The organism is Tenacibaculum caenipelagi (assembly GCF_004363005.1).
GTDB classification, from domain to species: domain Bacteria; phylum Bacteroidota; class Bacteroidia; order Flavobacteriales; family Flavobacteriaceae; genus Polaribacter; species Polaribacter caenipelagi.
The window spans coordinates 334850-361439 of the sequence record NZ_SNYH01000003.1; the positions used below are offsets into that span (position 1 = coordinate 334850).

Here is a 26590-nt window from a genome sequence, read left to right on the forward strand (position 1 = left end):
TTTAATTAGCTATAAAACAATATTTTACAAATGAGCGTTTTAAATTCGATTATAAAACTATTTGTTGGTGACAAACAACAAAAGGACCTAAAATCTCTACAACCTATCGTTGAAAAAGTACGAGCTTTTGAGAATTCATTAAGTAATTTATCTCATGATGAGCTACGAGCAAAAACAATCGAATTTAAATCGAAAATTAATGATGCTACCAAATCTTTTATTGATAAAATAGCTGAACTTGAAGAAGAAGCAAAAATAGCAGACATTGATCGTCAAGAAGATATTTATACTGAAATTGATCAATTAAAAGACGAAGCTTACGAAGCTTCTGAAGCTGTTTTATTAGACATCATGCCTGAGGCTTTTGCTGTAGTAAAAGAAACTGCTAAACGTTTCACCAACAATACTGAGCTAGAAGTAACAGCAACTCCGTTCGACAGAGAATTATCGGCAACTAGAGAACATATTACCTTAGAAGATGACAAAGCTTACTGGGCAAATTCGTGGGATGCAGCAGGAAAACCTGTTACTTGGGATATGGTACATTACGATGTACAGTTAATTGGTGGATCTGTATTGCACCAAGGTAAAATTGCAGAAATGATGACAGGTGAAGGTAAAACTTTGGTTTCTACCCTGCCTGTATACTTAAATGCATTGACTGGAAATGGAGTGCATGTAGTAACCGTAAATGACTACTTAGCAAAACGTGACCGTGCGTGGATGGCTCCAATTTTTGAGTTCCACGGATTAAGTACCGATTGTATCGATTATCACCAACCAAATTCTGAAGCTCGTAGAGCTGCTTATAATGCCGATATCACTTACGGAACCAACAACGAATTTGGTTTTGACTACTTACGTGATAACATGGCAAATTCTAAAAAAGATTTAGTGCAGCGTGCGCCAAACTATGCCATTATTGATGAGGTGGATTCTGTTTTAATTGATGACGCACGTACTCCGTTAATTATTTCTGGTCCTGTACCGCAAGGAGATCACCATGAATTTAACGAATTAAAACCTTTAGTAGCCGATTTAGTTTCACTTCAAAATAAATATTTAGTGGGTGTTTTAGCAGAAGCTAAACGCTTAATTAAAGAAGGAGATACTAAAGAAGGAGGATTTTTATTATTAAGAGTTTATAGAGGTTTACCAAAAAATAAAGCATTAATTAAATTTCTATCTCAAGAAGGAGTTAAACAAATTCTTCAAAAGACAGAAAACTTCTACATGCAAGACAACAACAAGTTAATGCCAGAAGTTGATGCCGAATTATGGTTTACTATTGAAGAAAAAAATAATCAAATTGATTTAACCGATAAAGGGATTGCACACCTTTCTGATATCACGAAAAATGAAACATTCTTCGTATTACCAGACATTAGTGTTAAAGTAGGGCAAATAGATAAGAGTGATGCTACTCCTGAAGATAAAGCTAACCAAAAAGAAGAATTATACCGTGAGTTTAGCATAAAGAGTGAGCGTATTCATACCATGAACCAACTTTTAAAAGCATACACTGTTTTTGAAAAAGATGTGGAGTATGTGGTTATGGATAACAAAGTAATGATTGTAGATGAGCAAACAGGTCGTATTATGGACGGTCGTCGTTACTCTGACGGATTACACCAAGCAATCGAAGCGAAAGAAAATGTAAAGATTGAAGATGCAACACAAACTTTTGCTACTGTTACTTTACAGAATTACTTTAGAATGTACCGCAAACTATCAGGTATGACAGGTACGGCAATTACTGAATCAGGTGAGTTCTGGGAAATCTATAAATTAGATGTTGTTGAAATCCCAACAAACAAACCAATTCAAAGAGACGATAAGCAAGATTTAGTATATAAAACTACTCGTGAAAAATACAACGCAGTAATTGATGATATTGTGAAGTTAGTAGGAGAAGGAAGACCTGTTTTAGTAGGTACTACTTCGGTTGAAATCTCTGAATTATTAGGAAGAATGTTACAAATGCGTAAGATTCCTCACAATATCTTAAATGCTAAACTACACAAAAAAGAAGCAGATGTAGTTGCTGAAGCAGGTAAACCAGGAGTCGTTACTATTGCGACAAATATGGCTGGTCGTGGTACCGATATTAAATTATCTGACGAAGTTAAAGCTGCAGGTGGTTTAGCTATTATTGGTACAGAACGTCATGATTCTCGTCGTGTAGACCGTCAGTTACGTGGTCGTGCAGGACGTCAGGGAGACGTAGGATCTTCTCAATTCTATGTAGCCTTAGATGATAACCTAATGCGTTTATTCGGTTCAGAAAGAATCGCTAAAATGATGGATAGAATGGGATTAAAAGAAGGTGAAGTAATTCAGCATTCTATGATTTCTAAATCTATTGAAAGAGCACAAAAGAAAGTAGAAGAAAATAACTTTGGTATTCGTAAACGTTTATTAGAATACGATGATATTATGAACGCTCAACGTGAGTTTGTATACAAACGTCGTCGACATGCTTTAGACGGAAAACGCTTACAAATTGATATTGCAAATATGATTTATGACACGTGCGATTCAATTGTAAGACAAAACAAAGAAGCTAAAGATTTCCAAAACTTCGAGTTTGAGTTAATTCGTTTCTCTTCAATGACTTCTCCTTTTTCTGAAGAAGAATTCAATAAAGCAACAGAGCAAGAATTAACAGATAAATTATACCAAATAGTAACAGAACACTACAAAGAAGATGCTGGTAGAAATGCTGAAAATGCATTTCCTGTAATTAAAAATGTTTTTGAAAATGAAGGTGATCGTTACGAGCGTATTGTAGTTCCTTTTACAGATGGTACTAAAACTTTACAAGTAGTTACCAACTTAAAAGAAGCTTACGAAAGTGAAGGTAAATCATTAATAAACGATTTTGAAAAGAACATTACCTTAGCGATTATTGATGAAAACTGGAAAGATCACTTACGTAAAATGGATGAATTAAAACAAACCGTTCAAAATGCTACGTATGAACAAAAAGACCCGTTGTTAGTATACAAGTTTGAAGCTTTCGAATTGTTCCAAGAAACAATTGATAAGATTAACAAAGAAGTATTATCATTCTTATTCAAAGGGCAACTACCAAGTCAGGAAGCTTCGCAAGTATCAGAAGCTCGCGAACAAAAACGTGAACAATTAGACTTACGTAAAGACGAAGTTCAAAACTCAACACAGCAAGCTATAAGTAATGCTCGTAACCAACAAACTCAGGAGCAACAAATAGTAGAAACTGTTGTACGTGAACAACCAAAAATTGGTCGTAACGAAAAAGTTACTATTAAAAACGTAATGACCGGTGAGGAAAAAGAAGTAAAATTCAAACAAGCCATTCCTTTATTAGAAAAAGGAACTTGGGTGTTACACAACAAGTAATTCTAAATATATATAAAAGCTCGGGTAAACCCGAGCTTTTTTATTTTGATAGAGTAATAGTTACTACATTTCTCCTAACTCTCTTAACAATTTCTCTGAATTAGCTTTTACATTAGCTGGAGGGTTTAATGATAAAGACTTCTTTAAAGCCTTTACAGCATTCTTTTTATCCCCTGCTTCCTTATAAGCTTCTCCCAAGCTATCATATGCATTTGCACTAGTAGGATTATTAGCTACATTTCTTTTCAAATACTTTATTGCGCGTGCATAATCCTTCGCATTTATCATGGTATACCCCAATCTATTTAGTTGATTGATATTAGCCATTGACGCTGCTTCATCCATCAATTTACCATACTCTTCTACCCTTCCTAATTTGTTCAATATTTGTGCTTTTATAGACAGGTTATTAAATGTCTTTTGACTAAAAAACTGTCCAGCTATCGCTTTATCAATCCAAACTAGAGCTTCGTTTAAATCTCCTCCATTATTTAAAGAGAAATTAGCCGCTTGCTCCCATGTTTGCCTACTAAACCCAGGCTGATCTTGTAGTTTCTTGCGGATATCTTCTAAAACAACCTTCGTAACATCAACTTCGATCTTAAAAGGTATCTGTTTCTTTTCCCATTTTAAAGAAGCTATGGCTGAAGTTGCATCAACATTTGTAAAATCAAAAGTAAGCTGCTCTACAAAAGGGATTGTTTTTGCTTTTACATTAACCCTCAAAGCATCTTCCTTTGGATTATAAAAAAAACTCCCCCAAGCTGTGTAGTTTTTAGAGAAAATTATTGTTGCTGTATTATCCTCGCTTATAACCATATGCAATCCATATTTACCTGCTTTTAATGGTTTTCCTTCAATAGACACATCATCAGTAAACTTTACAATTGTATTCTCATTGGCTCCTGCACGCCATGGCGATTCTTTTGCTGTTCCAAATCTTAAATCGTTCATTCCATACGGAACTAACTTTCCCCATACTTCTCTATTTCTAACACTTGGGCGAGAATACTTAATATAAATATCTGTTATCCCTATACGTTGAGAAACAGTTGCCTGTTGGCTTCCTCTAGGCAAGTTCAATTGTGCATGCATGTCAACACTTAACAGCATTAAAAAGCACACAAAAATTCCTGTAAATTTGTTTGATTTCATCTTTAATTTTGGTTTAGTTAAACTCTTTTGCTTCTCAATTTAAAAACAAATAAAGAATCCTTCTGTTAGTAATACGTTAAAGTATAATTTCTAGAAAATTTAATTAACTGTTTTTTAACACATAACACTAAAACCAATTTACTTCTACATAACCTTCACTGTACTTTAAATTAAAGTACTCATTACCAATACTTCATATTTAATTTACTTTTTAAAAACATTCAAAAAATAACTTTGAAAAATATCGAAGAATATTTTAGAATGCAAAAAAACAAAAGGCGTAAACTAGACATTGTAGTAATATCAGACGTTCATTTAGGGACTTTTGGTTGTAGAGCTACCGAACTCCACAATTACCTAAAAACCATCAATCCAAAAATTTTAATTTTAAACGGAGACATTATTGATATTTGGCAATTCAACAAGCGTTATTTCCCTAAACCTCACATGAAGGTCATCAAGCAATTGATGAATTTTATAACCTCAGGTACCAAAGTATATTACATCACGGGAAATCATGATGAAATGCTTAGACGATTTAAAGGATTTCGTTTAGGAAGCTTTGAAATTGTAAACAAAATAGTCTTAGATATAGACGGTAAAAAAGGATGGTTTTTTCATGGAGATGTCTTTGATATAACAATGCAACATTCAAAATGGCTTGCTAAATTAGGAGGTCTGGGCTATGATTTTTTAATCTTAATTAACACCACTGTTAACTGGATTAGTCACAAGCTTGGGTATGGCAGATTATCGTTCTCTAAAAAAATTAAAAACAGCGTAAAAAGCGCTATTAAATTCATAAATAATTTCGAGACTACAGCTGCTGAAATTGCAATTGATGAAGGCTACGATTATGTTGTTTGTGGTCATATTCATCAACCAGAAATGAAAACAATCAATACAGATGCAGGAAGCACAATTTACTTAAATTCTGGCGACTGGATTGAAAATTTAACTGCTTTAGAATATAAAAATAAAACGTGGTCTTTATACGAATATGAAAAGGATGAAGTGGCTCAAAATATCCACTTAGATTATACTGTAAAAGATTTAGAACTTGTGAGTTCTGAACATAATAACAGCGAACTTTTTACTGAATTACTCAAAGAGTTTAATATTAAAACCCAATAGTTATGAAGCCCATAATAGGCATTTAATTAAAAAATAGTCAACACCTATCAACATTGTTAAACAACTGAAAACAAACAATTAAAAAATAAACAGATGAAAATACTATACGCTTTTCAAGGAACTGGAAACGGGCATGCAAGTAGAGCGTTGGAAATTATTCCACATTTGCAAAGACGTGGTGAAGTTGACATACTTGTTAGTGGATCTCAATACGAAATAACACTTCCTTTTGAAATAAAGTATAAATTACACGGACTTGGATTTGTATTTGGAAAAAAGGGAGGTATCGATTTAATTAGCTCTTTAAAAAGCTTCGACCTTAAAAAAGTATATCAAGAAATTAAAACACTTCCCGTAAAAGATTACGATTTAGTAATCAACGACTTTGAGCCTATTTCGGCTTGGGCGTGTCTTTTTAAAAATGTCCCGATTATTTCTTTAAGTAATCAAAATGCTTTATTAAACGAGAACAATTCCTCTTATAAAAAATTTAGGCTAGAACGATTAATTATAAAATACTACGCTCCAGCAAAAAACAAATTTGGATTTCATTTTAAAACACACTCATCTTCTACTTTCTTACCTATTATTCGCAAAGAAATTCGTTACAGAAATATTACCAATAAAGGGCATTATACGGTATACTTACCGTCGTATAGCGATGAGAAAATTATAAAAATGCTTTCAAAAATAAAAGGTATAAAATGGCAGGTTTTTTCTAAGAAAAGTAAAGAACATCAGTTTTTTCATAACATCACCATCCTTCCAATTAACGACAACGCTTTTATACGTAGTATTGCTTCTTCTAAAGGTATTATTTGTGGCGCAGGTTTCGCAACACCTACAGAGGCTTTATACCTACGTAAAAAGCTATTAGTTATCCCTATGAGAAATCAATACGAACAACAATGCAATGCTATTACATTAAAAGAAATGGGAGTTCCTGTTGTAAAAAAATTAAGCAAAAAACAGCTTCCTAAAATTGAAAAATGGATACACTCTAACAAAATAGTTGAAGTTCACTATCCTGATGTTACCGAAGATATGTTAGATGCAATTATTTTACCATACTACAACAAAACGGTTCTTCCTGAAATTACCATTGAATAGTTGCTGAACATATACTTTGCAAAAAATCGTTGGTTTTAGAAAAATGTTTGTTCTCAAACCAATAACCACGGTTGGCACTTAACGGTGATGGATGTCCTGAAGTTAAAATATGATGCTTCTTTTTATCTATAAGTTTTACTTTTTTCTTAGCAAAACCACCCCAAAGTAAAAACACCACGTCTTTTTTTTCTTCAGATATTTTTTGAATCACAGCATCGGTAAATTGCTCCCATCCTTGTTTTTGATGACTTCCAGCTTCTCCGGCTCTAACCGTTAAGGTAGCATTTAACAGTAACACTCCTTGTTTTGCCCAACGTGACAAATCACCACTTTTGGGGTACGGAATATTTACATCTTTTTCTATTTCCTTAAAAATATTGATTAGCGATGGCGGATGTGTAATGCCATCATATACCGAAAAACACAATCCGTTTGCCTGCCCTACTCCATGATAAGGGTCTTGTCCTAAAATCACCACTTTTAAGTCATCTAAAGCACAAAAATCAAACGCAGCAAAAATTTCTATCTCTTTAGGATAACAAGTATATTTAGTATATTCATTTTTAACAAAGCTGGTAAGATTTTCAAAATATGGTTTCTCAAATTCTGATTGTAAAATATTTTTCCAGCTATCATTAATTTTTACTTGCATTGTTTGTTATTTTTGTCGTGGTTTCAAATATACTATTTTGACTAAAAACATTACAGAAAAAACGCTTCAAGATTTAGAGTTTACAACGGTTTTAGAACAAGTTGCTACACACTGTATCTCTAATTTAGGAAAAGAGAAAACCCTACAAATTCACCCTATTTCAAACAAGAAAAAATTATTTTTTGAGTTGAATATGGTTAACGAGTATCTAGCCTCTTTTGAAAACGAAAACAGAATTCCGAATCATTATTTTGAAGATATTTCTGAAGAAATTAAAAGACTCGCTATTGAAAATAGCTTTTTAGAAACTGATGGATTTTTAAAAGTTTCATCGGTTTCAGAAACTGTAAATGAGCAAAAAAAGTTTCTAAAAAAATTTGAAACCTATTATTCTACCCTATACACACTTAGTGAAGAGGTGGAATTCACTACTGTTATTGTAGATAACATTAAAAAAATTATCACTCCTTATGGAGAAGTTGCCGATAACGCCTCTCCTACTTTAAAACAAATACGAAAGGATATCGGAGCTGTTAGAGGTAAAATTTCTGAAAGTTTTTCTCGTGCTTTGAGTAAAAATATTGCTAGCGGATATTTAGATGACATTAAAGAAACAGTTATCGATAATCAACGCGTATTAGCTGTTTTGGCAATGCACCGTCGCAAAGTTAAAGGGAGTTTATTAGGATCATCAAAATCAGGAAATATTGTATATATCGCTCCGCAAGCTACGTTAGCTTATAGTAGAGAGTTACAAAACCTGCTGTATGAAGAAAAACAAGAAGTGGTACGTATATTAAGAGCTTTAGCTACTGAAATACGCCCTTATACTCCACTTTTAACCGAGTATGTTACATTTTTAACACATTTAGATGTGGTGGGTGCCAAAGCTAAGTATGCAAAAAGCATTAACGGATTGCTCCCTAAAATTACCAAAGAAAAAAAGATCTTTTTAAAAGATGCTTTCCATCCTATTTTATGGCAAAAAAACAAGGCCAAGAATATTGAAACGATACCACAAACGCTTCAACTAAATGAACAACAACAAATCATTGTAATTTCAGGACCCAATGCCGGAGGAAAAAGCATCACTCTAAAAACTATTGGCTTATTACAACTTATGCTACAAAGTGGATTGTTAATTCCTGTTCATGAGCGTAGTGAAACAACACTTTTCAATACGATTTTAACCGATATTGGAGATAATCAATCTATCGAAAATCAATTAAGTACCTATAGCTACCGATTGAAAAACATGCGTTATTTTTTGAAAAAATGTGACGACAATACCCTGTTTTTAATTGATGAGTTTGGTACAGGTTCTGATCCAGAATTAGGAGGTGCTTTAGCTGAAATTTTCTTAGAAGAGTTTTATGAGAAAAAAGCTTTTGGAATCATTACCACGCATTATGCGAACTTAAAAGTACTAGCTGATGAATTAGACAATGTTACCAATGCCAACATGCAGTTTGATGAGCGTTCTTTAGAACCCTTGTATAAACTATATATCGGACAAGCAGGAAGTTCTTTTACCTTTGAAGTAGCACAAAAAAATGGAATTCCGTACAGCTTAATTAATCGAGCAAAAAAACGTGTTGAAACTGAAAAAATTCGATTAGATAAAACGATTTCTAAACTACAAAAAGAAAGAAACCGCTTACAAAAAACCTCTGAAAGTTTAGATAAGCAAAAATCGAAAGGACAAGAGCATATTGAAAATCTGCAAGAAAAAGAATTGAGAATACGTGAAAAACTAGAAGGTTTTCAAGAACTGTATGATAACAACCAGCGCATGCTTTCTTTAGGTAGAAAGATAAATGAGTTGCTGAATAAATATTTTCAAACCAATAATAAGAAAGAATTGTCAACCAACTTTTTTAAATGGGTGACTGCCGAAAAAACAAAACATTTAAAAAAGAATCCGCCTAAAAAGAAAACCAAAGTAGAAAAACAGCAAGAAAAAGTTGAAACTCAAAAACAACAAGAAGCTATTCAAAAAGTAGAAAAAGAAGTGCTACAAAAAGTAGTGAAAGTACGTGAAGAAAAGAAAAAAGAGGCCGAAAAAATTGCCAAAGAAAAGGCAGCTTATGTCTTTAAAGTAGGAGATCGTGTTCGCTTAGCAGATGGAAATGCCGTAGGAACTATTGATAAAGTAGAAAAGAAAAAAGCATTTATCAATTACGGTTTATTTACTACAGAAGCTAAAATTGAACAATTAGAATTGGTCGAACGAGCTAAGAAAAAATAATAGCCATTTTAAAAAACAGTCAAGTAACTTTTTATTTTTTTTGAGTCTTCGAGCAATACAGCTATATTGCATAACAAAACAAGAAGAATAAAATTGCTAAAAACTCCGCTTATCACCTTTAAAAACCCGGATAACAGTACTTTTAGTTCTTTTATAACAAGTTGCCATTAATTTAAAAAATTACGTTTTGAAAGAACTTCTTATTAATTTATCAGCATTAGCCATCTTTTTTGTTCTCTATTTAATCTTCAAGAAATTCTTACCAAGCTACGCAGATGAAAAAGGAAAAAATCAAGCAACAAAAGAGGATATTGAGGAAATCACATCTCTTGTTCAAGGGGTTGAAAGTAAAGTAATATTCTAACAAATAATATAATTGACTACTCTTCTTTAAAAAGACAATATATAATCGATTATTTTGCGTCATATAATAATTGGGAAAGAACAATAACTAGTGCAAATCTTAAAGGATTTGGAAATTTCAAGGAAGAAAATAAAAAGAATATAGAAAGGATGTATGAGGCAAAACACTCTTATAATCTTAAAGAAGGGGAAATTGAATTATTTATTGACGAACGGGAATTTTATAAACAAAGAAGAGAACTTACAACAAGGACATTAAAATATCAGCATCAATTCGAACAAGCTAATGACAATTTAATTTCTCTTGACCTAAGTAAAGAATCTAATCCTAATTATAACGATGATATTGTAAATCTATTAGATGAATACAGAAAATCTACTATATCTAATTTGAAAGGGATTTTTGAAGAACGAAATAAGGTCATTCAACTATTGAGTTCTTACATCAAAAAATTAATGGAATAAAAACTAATGGCAACACCGTATATAAAAAATTGCTAGTTTTAGCTAAACCAAAGTTAGTTGCTTTTTTGCTAGCTTCTGATTTTCCTTCGGAAAATCCTCGAACAAAAAACCGCAACTTTTCATATACGTAAACGTTAGCAGTTATTAGAAAAAACAATATAGAATGAAAACATTTATTGCCTTTTTTGACGTTCTTGGATTTAAAGAATTCATATATAATAATGATTTAACCGAAGCTAAACGTCTTTTTAATCACTTATTAAGAGACTCGCAAACAGCCATAAGTGGAGAAAAGTATATTAAAATAAATTCTGGAATGATTGTCCCTGATTTAAAAAATCAAAAGGTAAATTGTTTACACGTTTCTGACAGCATTATTTTCTGGACTAATACTGATAGTGAAGAAGATTTTAAAGAATTAGTAGAAGTATGTTACTCATTTTATTGGAGGAGTTTACAAGCTACTTTTCCTTTACGTGGTTGCTTAACTTATGGAGAAATTGATTTTAATCCAAGTACTATAAAAAATGACAATGGAATAGATTTTTATAATTATTCTTTGATTGGCAAAGGACTTGTAGATGCTTATATAAAATCTGACAATATTGAATATGCTGGTTGCATACTTGACGAATTAGCAATTGAAAAAGTAAGTGACAGTCTAATTAATGATTTAATATATGACCAAAAAATTTGTATGTATAAAGTACCCTACAAAAATGGAGAAAATTATGAACACGTATTTAGACCAATAAAAGGAGACCATAATGATGTTTCTTTTAGGAATACAGCACAAAGTATAAAAGGATTATTCACATACGCATCTAAAACTGAATTGACAAATATGCCCGAAAGCGTTAAGAAGAAAATGAATAACACGATTGATTTCATTAGCTTTTTCCGAGAAACAGATAGAGATTTAAAAAATCCGAATAAAAAATAACAACTGTTAACACAGTGTATAAAACATAGCTAATAAGTGCTAAACTGAAAAGTTCGTACTTATTTGCAAAGTCCGCCAAATTTTTAGATTTGGCTTTTAAATAGAAAAGTTAAAAATAAAATATAAAAATTCGGCTCTGTGTTAATCCGAAAAATTAGCGTCTTTTTACACGCTACGTTTCATACACAAACCGTGTACCATTTGACCAAATATGAACGAGCCGATAATAATTGAGGAATTAGGACTTATTTACGGAAGAGATGCAATCTTTTTAGACAAAATTGAATTTGACGAAACCCATTCTGTCAAACTGATTGGAGAATTTAATGGTTCTTTATGTGAAAATGTCAACAACGAAAAGGATAAATACATTCCATATGAAATAAGTTTTAAAGGAATTCTTGAATTTAAGATGACTGAAGTTGACTTTTATAATGACAAAAATTATATTTCAAGTTTTGAAAAGGTAATTGACTCTGAAAGAATTTCTGAATTCAAAAACTTATACGACGGAGATATTAAAGTAAAAGATTCTCACGAGCATTTTATTTTTCACACTTATGACGATGTGATTGAAATAATCGCGTGTGAATTTAAACTAACGCTAAAAACGCTACACAACAATATATAACCACAATTCCGAGTAGATCAAACCTAGTCTAATTCACTCAGAATTGCTAAATTAGCCGCAACGGTCGGTTATACAAGACCGTTTGGCAACAATAACAGACACCTATAAAATGCTAATCTAACTTGGACATTACTGAACTTATCAATGACATTGGAAAAATCATCGTTTTTTTAATGATATTAATGTCAATCTTCCTGATTACTGTAACTTCAACAAAAAAACTATCAAACTCTTTATTTGCAGCCTTTCTTTTAGTCACTGCTTTTGACTTTTTAGGAATGTTTTTGTCGATTCAAAACACAACTTTAAATAGTTTAAAAATAGCTTCGGTTTTACTTCAAATGCCGTTGTACTATTTGTATGTACAATCTGTCTGTTATTTTAATTTTAAACTAGAAACAAAACATTTACTACATCTACTTCTATTTTTAATCATATTTATACTATTTATAGCTACTTCTATTTCTGACAAAAGCTATTTATTTTATCAAATAATTACTAAACTACAGTATTACTGTTATATAATTGCCGTATTAATTACTTTAAATCATTTCAAAAAGTTATACCAAGAAAATTATTCAGCCAATCATTATAGTATCTATAAATGGCTATTCCAAATCACTGTTTTATTTTTAATTGGAAGTAGTTTTGTGTTATTTAGGAATTTTATTTCATATGGAAAAAATAACATTTTACTAAATAGCTTGAACTTATTAATAAGTTTTTTTGCTTTATTTGTTATTTGTTGGTTTGTTTTAAAAGCATTGTATAGTCCCAATTTATTTTTAGGTATTGACAAAAATTTAACTCCTCTTAAAGCCATAAAAAAAATAGATATTGAAGTCGAACAAACCTTAAAGCAACTTTCAAGTTATATGGTTTATCAAAAACCATACTTAGACTCTGAACTTAACCTACAAAAGTTAGCATTGCTTATCAACCTTTCCGAAAAACAACTTTCCCAACTTATCAACCAACAAATAGGGAAACACTTTTTTGATTATATCAACGAATTTCGAATAAACGATGCCAAAGTGCTATTGAAGGAAAACCCCGATTTAACCGTTCTAGAAATATTATATAAGGTAGGTTTTAATTCAAAATCATCTTTTTACACTGCGTTTAAAAAGCAAACTTCCCAAACCCCAACTGCATATAGGAAATCATAGAAAAATAAGTGTCCGACTTTAAATCGAACCCTTTTTTTGATATAAAATAGTCCGATTTCCTATACCCGTACTCTTTATTAAGCAAGATATTTCACTTTTGTCTAGAACAAAAACATATTAAAATGAATCATAAAGTTTTCATCATTTTCTCGTTGCTAATTCTAATTGGCCTATCTCAAATTAGTTTTGCTCAAACTAATACAATAGAAGATCAGTCTTATACTACGGTTGATTCTTTATTTAACTCTTTTTATCAAAATAACAAAACAGGAGCAGCTTTTGCTATAATTAAAAATGGAGAAATTATTTACAAAAACACCAAAGGTTTAGCTAATATAGAATATGGTATTCCAATAACTGACTCTACAGCATTTCACATTGCTTCAGTGTCTAAACAGTTCACCACATATTTAGCACTTCTTTTAGAGCAAGAAGGCAAACTTTCTTTTGAGGATGATATTAAAACCTATTTACCAGAATTTAAACATTTAGATAATAATATTAGTATAAAAAATTTAACAAATCATACACATGGATTGCCTAATTTACATGAATTAGCCAGTTTGAAAGGGCGAAAAATAATGTCTCATCAACAGATTATACAAATGCTACTGAAGATTAAACATACAAATTTTAATGTAGGAGATAAATACGAGTATAATAATACAGGTTATGCACTGCTAGCCGAAATTATAGAACGTGTGGGTAAAAAACCGTTTAAAGAACAATTGAAAGAAAGGATATTTTTACCTCTTGGCATGTACCATTCTGAAGCGGTTGATGATAAAAATACAGTAGTTAAAAACAAAGCTTACTCATATCGTTTAACAAATAACAAATATGAAAATTATCTTTTAAAACTTTCAGCTATTGGTTCATCAGGAATTAATACTACAATTAATGATTTGTGCTTATGGGCAAAAAATTATCAAGCCCCAATAATAGGTAGCAGAGAATTCTATAATAAAATGGAGCAACCAACCTATTTAAGTTCAGGTAAAAAAATAAATTATGGTCTTGGATTACAATTTGGAACTTATAAAGGGCTTGAAATTGTGTTTCATGGTGGAGGTGATGTTGGATACCGTTCTTATATATTACATATACCCAAACATAAGTTATCTATAATAGTATTAGCAAATACAAATGACTTTTCGGCTCTTGATGTAGTATATGAAACAATAGACATTCTTTTGAGTGATTATATAAAAACAAAAACTCTAACAAAATTAAAACTTCACAATAAACAGTTGAAGAAATATGTGGGAACTTATGAACTTCAACCCGGAGTTTACTTCAATATTGTTGCAAAAAATGACACCTTATATTTTCAAGAATTTGGAACAAAAAACTTAAACCCACTACCTTACATGAATGGAAGTTCTTTTGAATTCCCATATATCAATCATTCAAAATTTATTTTCTATGACAATAAGTTTGATTTTTGTATTGCTGATTTTACTTATGAGTGTTTTAGAACAAGTATAGAACAACCTAATATGGATAAGATATACTTAAATAATTTTACAGGAATCTACAAGAATAAAGAACACAGAATAGTTTATGAATTAACTGTTAAGGACAATAAACTTACTTTAAAGCGTACCTTTGGAGAGAATATAACTTTGAATCCTCTTACCTTGAAAAGTTTTTTTTCATCAAAAATTGGGAAGTTAGATTTTATCTATGATCCAAATAAGCTAGTCAAAGGATTTAAACTATCAGGACAAAACTTTAGGAATATTATCTTTGAAAAATAATATTCCTACCAACATTGTATAAAAACAATAACAGTTTAAGAGCAAATTTGAACTATTTTTCTCTTAAAATTAATATCTTCCTGCTGAAAATTATACTTATTAAAATCACTACTACACTCATACCAAACTATTATAGAGCAATTAAGACTAACTCGAATGAACAATGAATCCAGATATGGCAAACAATAAACTTCACATACAACTCAGACCTACAAAAATTTCAGACCTAGATAGCTTGTTTCAATTTCAGCTTGACAAAGAAGGTGGATATTTGGCTGCATTTATGCCTCAAGACCCAACAGATAAAGCTGCATATATTAACAAACATACAAAGCTATTGGGTAATCCAACGGTAAACAACCAAACCATCATTCTTTATAATACGATTGTAGGGAGTATTGCTAAGTTTGTTATGGAAGGTGATAACGAAATTACTTATTGGATTGATAGAAAATTTTGGGGACAAGGCATTGCTACAAAAGCACTAAAAAAATTTCTTACAATTGAAACCAACAGACCTATCTTTGGGCGTGTTGCCTTTGATAATTTTGGCTCACAGAAAGTTTTGGAAAAATGTGGTTTCATTAAAATCGGTTCAGATAAAGGCTTTGCCAATGCACGACAAACAGAAATTGAAGAATTTATTTACAAACTTGACAAATAAAAACACCCTGTAACAATGTATAACCGCAATTAAAGTGGGGTCAACTACATCCGAATTATCTGGAATTGTTAAGTCTACTGCTAAACCAAAAATAATTACTAATTTAACCTGTAACTGCCAGTTATACTAGACCGTTGGCGGTAATTTGTAAAAACGAGAATATTAAAAATGAACATTAAACCATTTGTATTCGGACTCCTGTCACTTGGACTGATTAGTTGCAATTCGACTCTGAAAGAAAAGAACACGAATAAAACAGAAACCTATCCTGACATTAAAATTGTCGGTGCTATGAAAAACGTAATGAGGAAAGGAGAGTTAGATGCCGCCATTAACCTTGACACAATTTCGGATAAAAATGGACTTTATGGACTAGGTCCTGTGAGTTATTTAACAGGTGAATTGCTCATTAACAATGGAAAAAGCTATGTGTCAAAAGTGACTTCTGACACGACAATGAACGTTAAAAAAACATTTAAAACTTCAGCACCATTCTTTGTTTACGGAAACGTAACGGAATGGAATGAAATTGAATTGCCTTCAAACGTCAAGACAATTCATGAATTGGAAAAATTTATTAATGAGAAAACAACTGATTTTAAAAGACCTTTTGTCTTCAAACTAATCGGACAAGTTTCAAATGCCATTATTCATATTCAGAACTTGCCCGAAGGAACGAAAGTATCTTCACCTGATGAAGCTCATCAAGGACAAACAAACTACGATATTGAAAATAAAGAATCCAAAATAATTGGATTTTTCTCAACAGAACATAAAGGTGTTTTTACACACCACGACTCATTTTTACATATGCATTTAATAACTAAAGATGAGAGTAAGATGGGACATTTAGACGAGTTAAAAATTGGAAAAATGAAATTATATTTACCAAAAAAATAAAAACCACACACAACAACGTTATAATAAATTGCTAGAGTCTGTGCCTCAGCTTGAACCAACATTCTGCATAAAAAAACAAATGAAAAAATATGGACAATTTTAAAATTATAGGCATTTCAACTGAAACGACAAACGAATCCATGACAAATATTGAAACTCTGTGGGGCAAGTTTTGGGGAGAAAATATAGCTGACAAAATACCAAATAAAGAAAGTGATGAAATCTACGCTGTATATACAGACTATGAAAGTGATTATACAGGAAAATATACTTTAATAATTGGCTTTCCAGTAACTACATTGAACAGCATTCCTGACGGTTTTGTTGGACGAAAAATTTCAGTTGGTAAAAATGAAAAATACATTTCGAAAGGAAAAATGCCAGAAGCGATACTAAAAACTTGGACTGAAATATGGCAAAACACACAACTAAAAAGGGCTTACCGTGCTGATGTAACTGTTCACGGGAAAAAGTATTATGAAGAAAATAATGCTGAAGTAGAAACCTATATTTCAATTTCCGAATAGTGCAAAGACCAATAGAATTGACAATAGGACAGTTACAAAAAATAACATTACAAAGCCAAGGGCTGTTACAAGCATCGCCATTCGGAAAAGGGAAAAAAGCGGTACTAAAAGCCTTGGAACATCTAGGATATTTACAGATAGACACATTATCAATTGTTGAACGTGCGCATCATCACACTCTTTGGACAAGAATCCCTGATTATAAAACGAAATATTTAAATGAATTGGTAAAAGAACGTACAATATTTGAATATTGGTTTCACGCTGCTTCATACCTTCCAATGAAAGATTTTCGTTTTGTGTTACCACAGATGTTAGAAGTCAAACACAACAAATCGCACTATTACAATGCTGACCCAAAAGTAATGCAATATGTAATGGACACAATTCGTGCAGAAGGACCGAAAAAAGCAAGAGACTTTGAGAACGAAACTAAAAAACCAGGAAGTTGGTGGAATTGGAAGCCTACGAAAATTGCATTGGAACGACTCTTTTTACAAGGAGATTTAATGATTTCTGAACGCAATGGAATGCAAAAAACATATAATATTACTGAAAAGGTTTTACCCGAAAATATTGACACTACTATTCCAAACAACCTTGAGTTTGCCAAATATTTAGTAACTACTTATTTAAGAGCTTATGGATTTACAACAGTAAAACAAATCACACATCTTAAGACAGGAAATTCAATAAGAAAAAACGTAAACGAAGTTTTAAATTCAATGCTCGAAGAAGGTTCAATACTAAAAATCGACATCGATGGCCTTCCCTCTGTTTTTATTCAAAGTAATTTAATGGAAAAGAAAGTCAAAAAAGATGATTTAAGCATTAGACTTTTATCACCGTTTGACAACTCGATTATTCACCGCGACCGACTTAAACAATTTTTTGATTTTGATTATCGCATTGAATGTTATATACCCAAAGAGAAAAGGCAATACGGTTATTTTTGTTTACCTATCTTATTTGGCGATATATTTATAGGTAGAGTGGACTGCAAAGCGCACCGAAAGGAAAAATTACTTGAAATTATACACTTACACATCGAAAATCAAAACATCGATTTAGAGTTATGGTTGGAGCCTCTTATGAAATCACTAAGACAGTTCACAACTTTTAACGGTTGTGAATCCTTAAAGCTAACTAAAGTAAGTCCATCAAAACTAACTGCAACATTAAAAAAGGCAATAAAAAAAAACGAAAAATAAAGGCTATAAGTAATGCGTACCCTAACAATATATAACCACAGTTATGGCGGATTCGACTACGTCCAAATCCATTCGGAATTGCTAAAACTGGTTCTAAATCAAAAATGATAGTTAGTTTACCTTATAACCATTATGTTAAAACCTCTAAAAAGATTCACTAATGAAACCTTTAATTTCTTTTACATTATTATTTTCTCTTGCAGTAATGGGGCAAAAGTTTCATACTGATTTTAAATACAATGACTCCTTAAATAATGGCATAAGAATACAAAATAGTTATCCAAAAGGAGGACAAAAATATACAGATCCTTATAGTGAAAAAGAATATGTATATGTAATATTTTGGACTCGTATCAGTAATGAAACAGCTTCTAATTTAAAATTAGAAATACATTTCCCACATGATTCATTCACAATTCCCTCTTCTCTTAATACAATATTCAATTTGTTTTTACCAAAGGAAAAAATGGCGATTGAAAAAGATGTCTTGTTCAATTATGGTTTGGATATAAATTCAGTTTTAAACGAAAACATAAATAAACCATCCGAATTAACAACAATCATTCCCCCAAAAAACTCATACCTTTTTTATACAGTTGCAATTTCTAATAAAGGTGTTAATGGTGTAGTACGAACTGGATTTGAATTAGAAAAACGAGACTTGATTTATAAAATAAACGGCTATAAAATTATTTGTGGGAGAATTGTAACCAAAAACTAAAATATATTTAAACTGATAACTAACGATTATACATAATTGTTTAGCTGTAAGAAAAATAAGTCATTACTTTGAAAAAGCTTCTTCAAAGTTGGAAATAAAATCATTGATATAATTTTTATCCTTATCCGTTTTTCGAAAAACCAAATAATGTTTTCTTTTTAATCCATCTCTTCCAATTCGCTTAAACTCCAAATTATCAGATAACTTAAAAGATTTTAATGCCCATTGAGGCATACACATAATTCCCATATTAGCATCAACCATCTCCAAAGCAACTTCCGTTAAAGGAATAGCAGAAATTTTTAACGGGGTTATTTTATTTGGTTTTAAAAACAAATCATAAACTGAGACCGTTTCTAAAGGGAAAGAATGAATTATTAAATGTGTTTCTGAAAAATCATTAGTATCTAAAAATTCTTTCTTACTCAAAGGATTTTCTTTATGAACAATTGCAAAAACCTCATCTTCAAAAATTTCTACGTTTGACAAGATCTCATTTAAAGGTTTTTGAGTAACAATGGCAATATCAATCTCATTCGATAAAATTTTTGAAATAGGTTGATGAGTAGCTTCTAAAACCAAATCAACATTTATTTCTGGATATAAAAGTCCCATTTTTTGAATAAATGAGGAAAGGCCATGATAAAAACTATAACATTCTGTACTAACTTTGATAGTACCAACAGAACCTGTTCGTAACTGTTCTATATTTTGGAAGCCTTTTTCAATGCTTTCTAAAATAGAATTACCTAATTTATACAGTTCGGTGCCTTCTTCTGTTAATTGCCATTTATTTCGCTTTCTATAAAATACTTTAAACCCTAAACGTTCTTCTAATTCTCTTAATTGATGACTCAATGCTGATTGTGTTAAAAACAATTTATTGGCAGAATTGGCAATACTGCCCTCTTCTTCAATTGTTTTTATAAGTCTAAAGTATTTGATTTCCATAGCTTACAAAAATAACAATTTGTTGCCTATGTTCAGTTTGAAAAAATTTCAGCTTCAATTTTAAAACACTCAATTTCAATATTCAAAAAACCGGTTCTTGGCCGGCTAATTTTGGCTAAAATTAAAATCTATTAATTATGCAAAAACAAATTGAATTTTACGAAAACAAACTCGCTTTCGAAATGGATCCCTCAGATTTATATCATGCTTTTGAGAATGACACAGAATACATAGCGGTAGATGCAAGACAAGCTTTTGGATATAATAAAGAGCATATTCCAACGGCAATTAATCTTCCTCATAAAGAAATTACTGAAGAAACAACAAAACATTTAGACAAATCTAAAACCTATGTTTGCTATTGTGACGGAATTGGTTGTAATGCGTCTACAAAAGGTGCTTTAAAAATGGCTAAATTAGGGTTTAAAGTTAAAGAATTAATGGGCGGAATCGAATGGTGGAAATTTGATGGTTACGCAACTGAAGGATCACACCCAAACAAAGGTTCAATGTTTGAATGTGCTTGTTAAAATAGTATATAATGATTATACGATTCGCCAAAACTACCGACTTACCACAAATTATTGATTTATGTGAGCAACATGCTGAATTTGAACACGCTGAATTTGAAAAAAAAGACAAAGAAAAATTACTAATGAAGTCAATTTTTGGAAAATTTCCAAGCTTAAAATGTTTAGTGGTAGTAAGTGAAAATACAATTGTTGGGTATGCAACCTACATGAAGCAGTTTTCGACTTGGAATGCAGATTTTTATATTTACCTCGATTGTTTGTTCCTTACAGAAAAAACCCGCGGAGAAGGGTTAGGAACAGCCCTAATTGAAAAAATTAAAGAATATACAAAAACTGAGAGTTGTACTATTATTCAATGGCAAACACCTTACTTTAACAAAAAAGCAATTCGGTTTTACCAAAAGATTGGTGGGGTTTCAAAAACAAAAGAAAGGTTCTCTATGAATATTTAAGCGTAAAGCTAACAAGATATAAATACAATAGCGATTTAAGTACTAACTTAAATCGCTATTGTATTAAAAATTGTATCTTCCCCTATAGAAATTATATATTAATTTATACAAAATCGCTATCTACTAATGAAAAAAACGGATTAATTAACCTGATACTTTTATACTATGGATTTTTGAAAAACCATTAGATAATTAACTCAAAATATATTAGACTAATTACCCTCTTCTTTTTTCTAGAATAAAGAATACAATTACCTTTCTATTTTAAGAAAAGAATTAAATTTGATTATAATAAGGAGAAAATAAAACCAACACACTAACAACAGCTAAAATAAATACACATAAACTAAATAAAAAGATGTGTACTAGCCTTAACAAGACTATAAGTCTCAAAAACGAAAATACAAATGAAATATGGATACACTATAATTTATGTTGAAAACGTAAAAGAAACTATTGAATTTTACCAAAAAGCTTTTGGATTTCAACAAAAATTCTTAACCCCAGAAAATGATTACGGAGAATTGATTTCAGGAGAAACAACTATCGCCTTTGCTTCAATTGAATTGGGCAATTCAAATTTTAAAAACGGATTTATCAAAACCAAAAAAACTGAAAAGCCATTCGGTATAGAAATGGCATTTGTTACGGAAAATATTGAAACGGACTTTAAAAAAGCGATTGAAATGGGAGCGACTGAATTTGAACCTTTGACAGAAAAACCTTGGGGACAAAAAGTAGGTTACCTAAGAGATAACAGTGGTATTCTTATTGAAATATGTACTCCTATTAGTTCAAAATAAACACAATATAACTTAAAAATTCTACTTACTACAATATCAAAAATAGAAAAAATGGCTCTCAAAATCCGCTACTTTTTATACTCAAGAACAAATCAATTTTTGTTCTCCTAAAAACTCTTCTAACAATGTCTTTTCAGGTATTAAAACATGTTCCCTTTTTAACTTAATATTTCATCGATAAAATTAGCCTTTCTGTATAGTCAATAACTGTAAACATCTATTACAATTTATTAAGACACCAATATACTTCACTTTTGAAGCGTAAATTAAAATACGCTAACAATGAAATTATGTCTTATCATAGCAACCTTCTTTTATTTACAGGTTAGTTTTTCACAGGTAAAAGATTCTATACCATTAAAAGTATGGTCGCTTGAAAAATGTATTGCTCACGCTATAGAAAATAATATTACTATAAAGGAAGCTACTCTAAATAAAAGTATTACAGAAACAGATTATAAAGCTGCAAAATCATCTAGACTTCCTAATTTAACCGCTTCTGGTTCAACTTCTTTTTCAAACGGAAACTCTATAGATCCCATCACGAGTAATTTTGTTTCTGACCAAATATATAGCACTAATATTGGGCTGAATAGTTCTATAATTTTGTTTCAAGGAAATCAAATCAATAACCAAATTATCCAGAACGAACTCCTTTTAAAACAAAGCATTTTTATTGAAAAAGAAGTTAAAAACAATATCACCTTAAGTGTTTTAGAAAACTATTTACAAATTCTTCACGCTAAAGAAGGAATTATCATTGCCGAAAACAACTTACAATCAACTGAAAAAGAAGTTGAACAAGCTAAAGCAAGATTAGATGCTGGTACGATTACTTTAAGCGATTATACCGAAGCGCAAAGTCAAGCAGCAACAAATAAATACATCCTTATTAACGCCAAAAACACATATCAACAATATCTAATTAGTTTAAAACAGTTGTTAGAATTAGATCCAACCCACAATATTGAAATTAAAAATTTAGATAATAATACAGATTTTCCTCTAATGGCTTTAAACGAAATAGCTATTTACAAAAAGGCTTTAAATGTTTTACCAGAAATTAATGCGAGTAATTTAGAAATTGAAGCTAGTAAAAAAGGAATGGATATTGCCAAAGGAGGATATTTACCAACTTTATCACTTACAAGTAGCTTAGGCACAGGTTATACAAGTGTTAATGAAACAATGACTTTTTCCAATCAACTTGATTTTAATTTTAATCAAAAAATTGGACTCTCTCTTTCAATTCCTATCTTCAATAGAAATCAAACAAAGGCAGCCGTTCAAAAAGCCACTATTAATATAGAAAAAGCTGAAATAAGCAAAACAAACACTCAAAAAGAAATTTATAAAAAAGTAGCTACAGCATATCAAAATGCCATCGCTACTCAAGAGCAACTTGTAGCTGCTAAAACTTCGATGAAAGCAGCCGAACAATCATATAAGTTGGCTAAAAAGAAATATGAATTAGGTAATTTAAGTACTGCTGACTTAGTAATTAGCCAAAACACCTATACTAATTCTCAACAAAACTATTTACAAGCTAAATATCTAAACATTTTGTACCAACAATTATTAAAATTCTATCAAGGAAACCGTATAACACTTTAAAAAATATAGAATGAAAACTAAAAAAAATATTACCATCATTGGCATTAGCCTAGTCATTGCCATATTAGCATTTTATAATCTATCCCCTCTAGAAGCCCCCGTATCTATTGAAGCTAAAACCGTTTTAGCTAAAAAAGACGATGTTAGCACCTTAGTTACGGCTACAGGAACTGTTGAACCCATCACTCAAGTAGAAGTTGGTACACAAGTATCTGGTGTTGTTAAAAAAATTTATGTAGACTACAATGATGTTGTAAAAGAAGGACAACTCATTGCCGAATTAGACAAAACCAATCTTAAAGCTGCATTAACACAAGCTCAAGCTAGTTATAGCAATGCTTTAAACCAACATAATTATACCGAAACAATATATAATAGGCAGAAAAACTTGTATGACAATAAAGTTATAAGTAAATCTGATTATGACGATGCTCTCTATAATTTTCAAACAGCAAAAAATACTGTAGTACAACGCTTATCTGAGCTTAAAACAGCGAAAACAAATTTAGAATATGCCAATATCTATTCACCTATTAATGGAGTCGTTTTGTCTAAAAATATAGATGAGGGTCAAACCGTTGCAGCAAGTTACAGTACCCCTACCTTATTCACCATAGCACAAGATTTAAAAGAAATGCAAGTGGAAGCCGATGTTGATGAAGCTGATATAGGAAACGTAGAAGAAGGACAACGAGTAACCTTTACTGTTGATGCTTATTTAGGCGAAACCTTTGAAGGAGAAGTTACACAAGTACGTTTAAACCCTACAACCACCTCTAATGTAGTAACTTACACAGTAGTTATAAAAGCTCATAATCCAGATTTAAAACTAAAACCAGGGTTAACAGCAACTATTTCAATTTACACTTTAGAATTAAAAAATGTATTAACAATTCAAGCTAAAGCGGTAAACTTTAAACCAGATGCTGATGTAATGTCTCAATACTTTACTCAAAAGAAGCTTACTCCCAAAATAAATAATACTTCGCCAAAGAAAGATACAAAAGAAACAACTGTACTTTGGGTTTTAAATAACGATGAATCAATTACTTCAAAACCAGTTACTCTTGGTGCTAGTGATGGTGTTAACGTCCAAATTTTAAGTGGTATTACTGAAGGAGAAAAGCTAGTATATAGCCTTAAAACAGCGGCTCCTTTATCTCAGACACAAGATGCAAACGAAAGCCCTTTTATGCCAAAACCTCCAGGTGCTAACAAAAAAGGAAAGTAATCATGACTAAAGAAATTATTAAAATACAAGACCTAAAGCGTAAGTTCACTATGGGTTCAGAAACAGTCCATGCACTTAAAGGTATTTCTTATAGCATTACAAAAGGTGAATTTGTAACTATTATGGGCTCTAGTGGTTCTGGGAAAAGTACTATGTTAAACATTTTAGGTTGTTTAGATCAGCCAACCTCTGGTACATACGAAATTGATGGTGTTAATATTAAAGATTTAAGCAAAAATGAATTAGCCACTGTGCGAAATGAAAAAATAGGGTTTATTTTTCAATCATATAACTTACTAGCAAGAACTACAGCTATAGAAAATGTAGAGCTCCCTTTACTATACAACAGCAAAGTCACTACTGAAGAACGAAAAAAGCGCGCTATTAAAGCTTTAAAAATGGTTGGTTTAGGAGAACGATTATACCATACCCCTGCACAACTTTCAGGAGGACAACAACAACGGGTAGCTATTGCAAGATCATTAGTTAACAACCCAGTAATCATTCTTGCTGATGAGGCCACAGGTAATTTGGATACCAAAACATCTTACGAAATCATGGCTTTATTTCAAGAGTTAAATCAACAAGGAATTACGATAGCCTTTGTAACTCATGAACCTGATATCGCCACTTTTAGCAACAGAACTATTATATTAAAAGATGGAGAAATAATACAAGATTATAAAAATCATAATATACAGTCAGCTACAGAACATTTAGCCGCATTACCTATAGAAAATAATTTGTCATGAGAATTTTAAACTTACTTAAAATAGCTTACAAAGCCATTATCTTAAATAAAATGAGAACCTTACTCACTATGCTGGGTATTATTATAGGAGTTGCTTCTGTAATTGCAATGTTAGCTATTGGAGAGGGTTCTAAAAAAAGTATACGCTCTACCATTTCTAGTATGGGGTCTAATATGATTACTATTAGTCCTGGAGCCGATATGCGTGGAGGAGTAATACAAGATGCCAGTGCTATGGAAACCCTGACACTAAATGATTACAAAACCATAAAGGAACAAGCTAATTTATTAACCTACTCTACTCCAATGGTAAATGGTGGCGGACAAGTAATCAATGGCTCGAACAACTGGCCTTCTTCAATTTACGGAGTAAACCCTGAATACTTATATATAAAGCTTGTAGGCTTACAAAGTGGTAGTATGTTTACCGAAGCTGAAGTAAAATCAGCTGCTAAAGTAGCTTTATTAGGGCAAACAGTTGTAGATAATATATTTGCTGAAGGTGAAGAGCCTGTAGGAAAGACTATTCGATTCAATAATATTCCTTTTAAAATAATAGGTATCCTAGAAAAAAAAGGAGAAAACACTTTTGGTCAAGATCAAGATGATGTGGTAATTGCCCCTTATACAACAGTGCAAAAGCGTATTTTGGCTATAAATCATATAAACCAAATTGTAGCTTCTGCAGTTAGTGAAGAGCAAGCTCCTAATGCTGTAACTCAAGTTACTGAAATTTTAAGATCTCAACACAAGCTTTCAGATAATGAAGATGATGATTTTAATGTCAGATCTATGGAAGAACTTATTTCTACTTTTAGCTCTACTAGTGAGATGCTAACTGTTTTATTGGTTGCAATTGCAGGAATTTCTTTATTAATTGGGGGTATTGGTATTATGAACATTATGTATGTTTCAGTAAAAGAACGTACCAAAGAAATAGGTTTACGTATGGCAATTGGAGGAAAAGGTTCTGATATTTTAATGCAATTTCTAATTGAAGCTATTTTAATTAGTGTTACCGGTGGATTACTTGGTGTAATCTTGGGTTTAAGCGTCACCCTTTTTATTGAAAAATTCTTAAATTGGCCTACAGATGTTGCTTTATACTCTATTGTTATATCATTTGCGGTATGTGCCATTACAGGTATTTTCTTTGGATGGTATCCTGCTAGAAAAGCTTCTGCTTTAAATCCTATAACTGCTTTACGTTACGAATAACAA

25 protein-coding genes are annotated in these 26590 nt (G+C 31.3%); 22 read left to right on the forward strand and 3 right to left on the reverse strand.

All coding sequences use genetic code 11. From position 1 onward, the window contains the following. Positions 1-30: 30 nt before the first annotated feature. Positions 31-3381, forward strand: coding sequence for a preprotein translocase subunit SecA (secA, locus tag DFQ07_RS08130; protein WP_133535795.1), 3351 nt, complete (start codon positions 31-33; stop codon positions 3379-3381). A gap of 63 nt (positions 3382-3444) precedes the next feature. Here secA and DFQ07_RS08135 read toward each other — a convergent pair whose 3' ends face one another. Beyond that, positions 3445-4536, reverse strand: coding sequence for a DUF2911 domain-containing protein (locus DFQ07_RS08135; protein WP_133535796.1), 1092 nt, complete (start codon positions 4534-4536; stop codon positions 3445-3447). 261 nt (positions 4537-4797) lie between these two features. Between DFQ07_RS08135 and DFQ07_RS08140 the strand changes: the two genes are divergently transcribed. Continuing rightward, complete coding sequence (locus DFQ07_RS08140; protein ID WP_133535797.1) at positions 4798-5670, forward strand: UDP-2,3-diacylglucosamine diphosphatase; 873 nt, start codon at positions 4798-4800, stop codon at positions 5668-5670. 93 nt (positions 5671-5763) lie between these two features. Further along, positions 5764-6780, forward strand: a complete 1017-nt coding sequence (locus DFQ07_RS08145; RefSeq protein WP_133535798.1) for a glycosyltransferase family protein — start codon at positions 5764-5766, stop codon at positions 6778-6780. Here DFQ07_RS08145 and DFQ07_RS08150 read toward each other — a convergent pair. Continuing rightward, positions 6767-7432: a uracil-DNA glycosylase gene (locus DFQ07_RS08150; RefSeq protein WP_133535799.1), complete on the reverse strand. Its 666-nt coding sequence runs from the start codon at positions 7430-7432 to the stop codon at positions 6767-6769. The genes DFQ07_RS08145 and DFQ07_RS08150 overlap by 14 nt on opposite strands. A gap of 37 nt (positions 7433-7469) precedes the next feature. Between DFQ07_RS08150 and DFQ07_RS08155 the strand changes: the two genes are divergently transcribed. From DFQ07_RS08155 to DFQ07_RS08210, 12 genes are all read left to right on the forward strand, one after another. Further along, complete coding sequence (locus tag DFQ07_RS08155) at positions 7470-9680, forward strand: endonuclease MutS2 (protein ID WP_133535800.1); 2211 nt, start codon at positions 7470-7472, stop codon at positions 9678-9680. Between the two features lie 187 nt (positions 9681-9867). Beyond that, complete coding sequence (locus tag DFQ07_RS15575) at positions 9868-10044, forward strand: hypothetical protein (protein WP_166627755.1); 177 nt, start codon at positions 9868-9870, stop codon at positions 10042-10044. A 149-nt stretch (positions 10045-10193) separates the two neighbouring features. Continuing rightward, a complete protein-coding gene (locus DFQ07_RS08160; protein WP_133535801.1) occupies positions 10194-10508 on the forward strand; it encodes a hypothetical protein in 315 nt (104 codons plus the stop codon). A 163-nt stretch (positions 10509-10671) separates the two neighbouring features. Next, positions 10672-11451 (forward strand): hypothetical protein, encoded by a 780-nt coding sequence (locus DFQ07_RS08170; protein ID WP_133535802.1) that lies wholly within the window; start codon positions 10672-10674, stop codon positions 11449-11451. Between the two features lie 211 nt (positions 11452-11662). After that, positions 11663-12082 carry a hypothetical protein gene (locus tag DFQ07_RS08175; RefSeq protein ID WP_133535803.1) on the forward strand — a complete coding sequence of 140 codons (420 nt, stop codon included), beginning with the start codon at positions 11663-11665 and terminating at the stop codon, positions 12080-12082. A gap of 182 nt (positions 12083-12264) precedes the next feature. Further along, the gene (locus tag DFQ07_RS08180; protein WP_208107683.1) at positions 12265-13251 is read left to right on the forward strand and encodes a helix-turn-helix domain-containing protein; all 987 of its coding nucleotides are present in this window, start codon (positions 12265-12267) and stop codon (positions 13249-13251) included. 122 nt (positions 13252-13373) lie between these two features. Beyond that, positions 13374-15011 (forward strand): serine hydrolase domain-containing protein, encoded by a 1638-nt coding sequence (locus DFQ07_RS08185; RefSeq protein WP_133535805.1) that lies wholly within the window; start codon positions 13374-13376, stop codon positions 15009-15011. Positions 15012-15174: 163 nt separating this feature from the next. Then, positions 15175-15675 (forward strand): GNAT family N-acetyltransferase, encoded by a 501-nt coding sequence (locus DFQ07_RS08190; RefSeq protein ID WP_133535806.1) that lies wholly within the window; start codon positions 15175-15177, stop codon positions 15673-15675. A 168-nt stretch (positions 15676-15843) separates the two neighbouring features. Continuing rightward, positions 15844-16575 carry an acetolactate decarboxylase gene (locus tag DFQ07_RS08195; RefSeq protein ID WP_133535807.1) on the forward strand — a complete coding sequence of 244 codons (732 nt, stop codon included), beginning with the start codon at positions 15844-15846 and terminating at the stop codon, positions 16573-16575. Positions 16576-16664: 89 nt separating this feature from the next. Continuing rightward, a complete protein-coding gene (locus DFQ07_RS08200) occupies positions 16665-17102 on the forward strand; it encodes a GyrI-like domain-containing protein (RefSeq protein WP_133535808.1) in 438 nt (145 codons plus the stop codon). Next, positions 17102-18313 carry a winged helix-turn-helix domain-containing protein gene (locus tag DFQ07_RS08205; protein ID WP_133535809.1) on the forward strand — a complete coding sequence of 404 codons (1212 nt, stop codon included), beginning with the start codon at positions 17102-17104 and terminating at the stop codon, positions 18311-18313. The genes DFQ07_RS08200 and DFQ07_RS08205 overlap by 1 nt, the downstream gene beginning before the upstream one ends. Before the next feature lie 160 nt (positions 18314-18473). Beyond that, positions 18474-19034, forward strand: a complete 561-nt coding sequence (locus DFQ07_RS08210; protein ID WP_133535810.1) for a hypothetical protein — start codon at positions 18474-18476, stop codon at positions 19032-19034. Positions 19035-19097: 63 nt separating this feature from the next. Here the strand turns inward: DFQ07_RS08210 and DFQ07_RS08215 are convergent, their stop codons facing one another. Then, on the reverse strand, positions 19098-19985 hold the full coding sequence (locus DFQ07_RS08215) for a LysR family transcriptional regulator (protein WP_133535811.1): 888 nt from the start codon (positions 19983-19985) through the stop codon (positions 19098-19100). Positions 19986-20122: 137 nt separating this feature from the next. On the opposite strand from DFQ07_RS08215, the gene DFQ07_RS08220 reads away from it, so the two are divergent. The 7 genes from DFQ07_RS08220 (at position 20123) to DFQ07_RS08250 (ending at position 26587) form a co-directional block, all read left to right on the forward strand. After that, the gene (locus DFQ07_RS08220) at positions 20123-20515 is read left to right on the forward strand and encodes a rhodanese-like domain-containing protein (protein WP_133535812.1); all 393 of its coding nucleotides are present in this window, start codon (positions 20123-20125) and stop codon (positions 20513-20515) included. A gap of 11 nt (positions 20516-20526) precedes the next feature. After that, complete coding sequence (locus DFQ07_RS08225; RefSeq protein ID WP_133535813.1) at positions 20527-20970, forward strand: GNAT family N-acetyltransferase; 444 nt, start codon at positions 20527-20529, stop codon at positions 20968-20970. A gap of 407 nt (positions 20971-21377) precedes the next feature. Continuing rightward, positions 21378-21773, forward strand: coding sequence for a VOC family protein (locus DFQ07_RS08230; RefSeq protein ID WP_133535814.1), 396 nt, complete (start codon positions 21378-21380; stop codon positions 21771-21773). 282 nt (positions 21774-22055) lie between these two features. Further along, positions 22056-23387, forward strand: coding sequence for a TolC family protein (locus DFQ07_RS08235; RefSeq protein WP_133535815.1), 1332 nt, complete (start codon positions 22056-22058; stop codon positions 23385-23387). 10 nt (positions 23388-23397) lie between these two features. Beyond that, positions 23398-24618, forward strand: a complete 1221-nt coding sequence (locus tag DFQ07_RS08240; protein ID WP_133535816.1) for an efflux RND transporter periplasmic adaptor subunit — start codon at positions 23398-23400, stop codon at positions 24616-24618. A 2-nt stretch (positions 24619-24620) separates the two neighbouring features. Beyond that, positions 24621-25370, forward strand: a complete 750-nt coding sequence (locus DFQ07_RS08245) for an ABC transporter ATP-binding protein (RefSeq protein ID WP_133535817.1) — start codon at positions 24621-24623, stop codon at positions 25368-25370. Continuing rightward, on the forward strand, positions 25367-26587 hold the full coding sequence (locus DFQ07_RS08250) for an ABC transporter permease (RefSeq protein ID WP_133535818.1): 1221 nt from the start codon (positions 25367-25369) through the stop codon (positions 26585-26587). The genes DFQ07_RS08245 and DFQ07_RS08250 overlap by 4 nt, the downstream gene beginning before the upstream one ends. Positions 26588-26590 lie beyond the last annotated feature (3 nt).